This window comes from Ferruginibacter sp. (genome assembly GCF_014377975.1).
Lineage (GTDB): Bacteria > Bacteroidota > Bacteroidia > Chitinophagales > Chitinophagaceae > Ferruginibacter.
This window is the reverse complement of the sequence record NZ_JACMOO010000327.1, coordinates 1-2,262: the sequence shown is the minus strand read 5'-3', so window position 1 is coordinate 2,262 and position 2,262 is coordinate 1. Positions and strand designations below refer to the sequence as shown.

Sequence of the window (2,262 nt, the reverse complement as noted above, 5' to 3'; positions counted from 1 at the left end):
ACAGTTCTTTCTCTATTTTTTAGTCCTCTTCACCAGGATTTTTTTAGGGCCTTTTTGAAATCGTTTTTTAGGGGGTCAATTTGAAATGGCGAAGGGGGGTCAGTTTAGCTGGAATTTACTACAAGGTGCTAACCAAAGGATACAATACTATCAAAACAATTTCGGAAGGCAATTTTAGTATTCATAAAGTTTTTCTTGATGGCTTATTGCAAGTTAGTCCCGGCGTAAGAAAATATAAAAAAGTTGCAGATATAATAAAATACCAATTACAATTAGTTAAAACAGTTAAGCCAGCCATCCCCAAATTTAGGGCAACCGGACTTTTTAATGAAACCGAATTAAATTATATGGCCAAGGTTTATGGCGATCTTTTTAACAGGAGCTTTCAGCAACTTGAAGCGCTTGCCATGGTAATTACTGCGGGGAATTTAAGAATGAGTGACGATGAACGGCTGAAAGCTATTGACCGCATCTACTTTAATATAAGCGATCAGTTGGCCTTTTTACATTCATTCAATACAGAAAATAATATCCTTGCCATACAAAGGGGAAGGGTCATGGTCGATACCAAATTATCAAAAAGGTTAAGTGGATTGTAGGATTGGAAGGTGAAGCAATAAAAATGTGTGTATGATAAAGTGTGTGTGTAAAATTGCAGTAGCAGTGGGTGCAGTATTAATGCCAAAAATAATTTTTGCTCAAGGAACTGGCATTGCCAGCGAAGTTAAAAGTCTGCACCAGGTATTGGAGCAACTGTATAGCGACATGCTGCCACTATGTAGTAAGCTTATAGGCGTAGGCCGGGGTATTGCAGGTTTTGCTGCTACGTGGTACATTGCCAGCAGGGTATGGCGGCATATTGCAAATGCAGAGCCTATTGATTTTTATCCGCTGTTCCGGCCATTCGTTTTAGGATTTGCCATTCTAATTTTCCCATCGGTTATTGCCATGATAAATGGGGTTATGCAGCCTACGGTTACAGGTACTGCTTCCATGGTAGAGGATTCCAATAAAGCGATTGAAGTACTGTTGCAAAGAAAAGAGGAAGCCATTAAAAAAACGGATACTTGGCAAATGTATGTGGGGGAGACGGGAAGTGGTGACCGGGATAAATGGTACAAGTACACCCATGATAATGCAGACCCTAAAGGCAAAGGTATTTTTGCCGGAATTGGTAATGACATAAAATTTGCCATGGCAAAAGCTTCCTATAATTTTCGTAATTCGGTAAAGGAATGGATGAGTGAAGTGCTGCGGGTATTATTTGAAGCTGCTTCTTTGTGCATCAATACCATTCGTACTTTTTATTTGATTGTGCTGGCAATTTTAGGGCCCCTTGTTTTTGGCATGGCCGTTTTTGATGGCTTTCAGCACAGCTTAACGGTTTGGATTGCCCGGTACATAAACGTTTTTTTATGGCTGCCGGTGTCAAATATTTTTGGCAGTATCATTGGTAAGGTGCAGGAAAATATGTTGAAAATAGATATCGCCCAAGTGCAAAACTATGGTGATTCCTTCTTTTCTCCTACAGATACTGCCTACCTTATTTTTTTGCTCATTGGCATAGTCGGTTATTTTACCGTACCGAGTGTAGCCAATTACATTGTTCATGCCGGAGGTGCTAATACCTTACTTCATCGGGTTACAAATTTAACTACCAGTGGCTCGCAAAGTATTATGAATGTTGCAGGCAATACCGGAACTGCCAGCTCTAATATGGTTTCCAATACAATTAGTCAGGGTATTTCTACAATAAGTCCGGGCAATGATTCCGGCAATTTTATGCACAATAAATTATCAGGTAAATCATAAGGTTATGTACAATAAAACAAAAAATATTGATTCCGCCTTTCGGCATATTAAGGCTTTTTCCATTGTGGTAATAATCTGCTGTTTTCTGTTGTGCGGTATTGTGTTGTGTAAGAGTTATGAACAATCAGCAAGGGTACAGGACAAAATTTATATACTGTCAGGAGACCAGGCAGTAAAGGCATTTGCCTTTAGTAGAAAAGACAATTTACCCGTTGAGGCAAAGAGCCATGTTAAACTATTTCATGAATATTTTTTTACGCTTGATCCGGATGATAAAGTTATAGATGCCAATTTATCAAAGGCATTGTACATGGCCGATGGCTCAGCAAAAGCGCAATATGATAATTTAAGGGAGACGGGTTATTATTCTAATATTATTGCGGGTAATATAAGTCAGCAAATTATTATTGATAGTGTTCGCGTTGATTTTAATGTTACGCCTTAAGCTTT

General features: G+C 38.8%; 3 protein-coding genes. All 3 read left to right on the top strand.

From position 1 onward, the window contains the following. Positions 1-125 precede the first annotated feature (125 nt). Genes H7254_RS16255 through traK form a run of 3 tightly spaced genes read left to right on the top strand, consistent with a single transcriptional unit; the run spans position 126 to position 2,257 of the window. Positions 126-599, top strand: a complete 474-nt coding sequence (locus H7254_RS16255) for a TerB family tellurite resistance protein (protein ID WP_301933966.1) — start codon at positions 126-128, stop codon at positions 597-599. Between the two features lie 31 nt (positions 600-630). Next, positions 631-1,812 (top strand): conjugative transposon protein TraJ, encoded by a 1,182-nt coding sequence (gene traJ / locus H7254_RS16250; protein WP_301933965.1) that lies wholly within the window; start codon positions 631-633, stop codon positions 1,810-1,812. 4 nt (positions 1,813-1,816) lie between these two features. Beyond that, a complete protein-coding gene (gene traK / locus H7254_RS16245; protein WP_301933964.1) occupies positions 1,817-2,257 on the top strand; it encodes a conjugative transposon protein TraK in 441 nt (146 codons plus the stop codon). The last annotated feature ends 5 nt before the right edge of the window (positions 2,258-2,262 follow it).